Source organism: Pseudomonas sp. AC463, from assembly GCF_979253585.1.
In genome coordinates, this window is record NZ_CEEDDZ010001188.1 from 1 (window position 1) to 235 (window position 235).

Below are 235 nucleotides of genomic sequence, written 5' to 3' on the forward strand. Positions count from 1 at the left end.
GCAATAGGCCTGAAAGGGCTCATCAGCCGGGTTCGCGGCGACGAGTCCGGTGCCGTTGACCGGTCGCCAGGGCCCCGCGATCCGATCTGCGACCATCGCGTAGAGGCCGGTCACGCCTTCGGTGGCGGCGGGGGAGAAGCGTTTCGCCTGTGTCGACCAGAACAAATAGTAGCGGCCGTCGGCCACGACGATGTGCGGGCGTTCCATCTCGGTGTTGGTACCGACCGCCTCGATC

The 235-nt window shown here is 66.4% G+C and carries 1 protein-coding gene; it reads right to left on the reverse strand.

Annotated elements, in window-relative coordinates; translation table 11 throughout:
• A partial coding sequence (locus AC0IYH_RS34070; protein ID WP_471838902.1) for a glycoside hydrolase family 68 protein occupies positions 1-235 on the reverse strand: 235 nt, incomplete at both ends.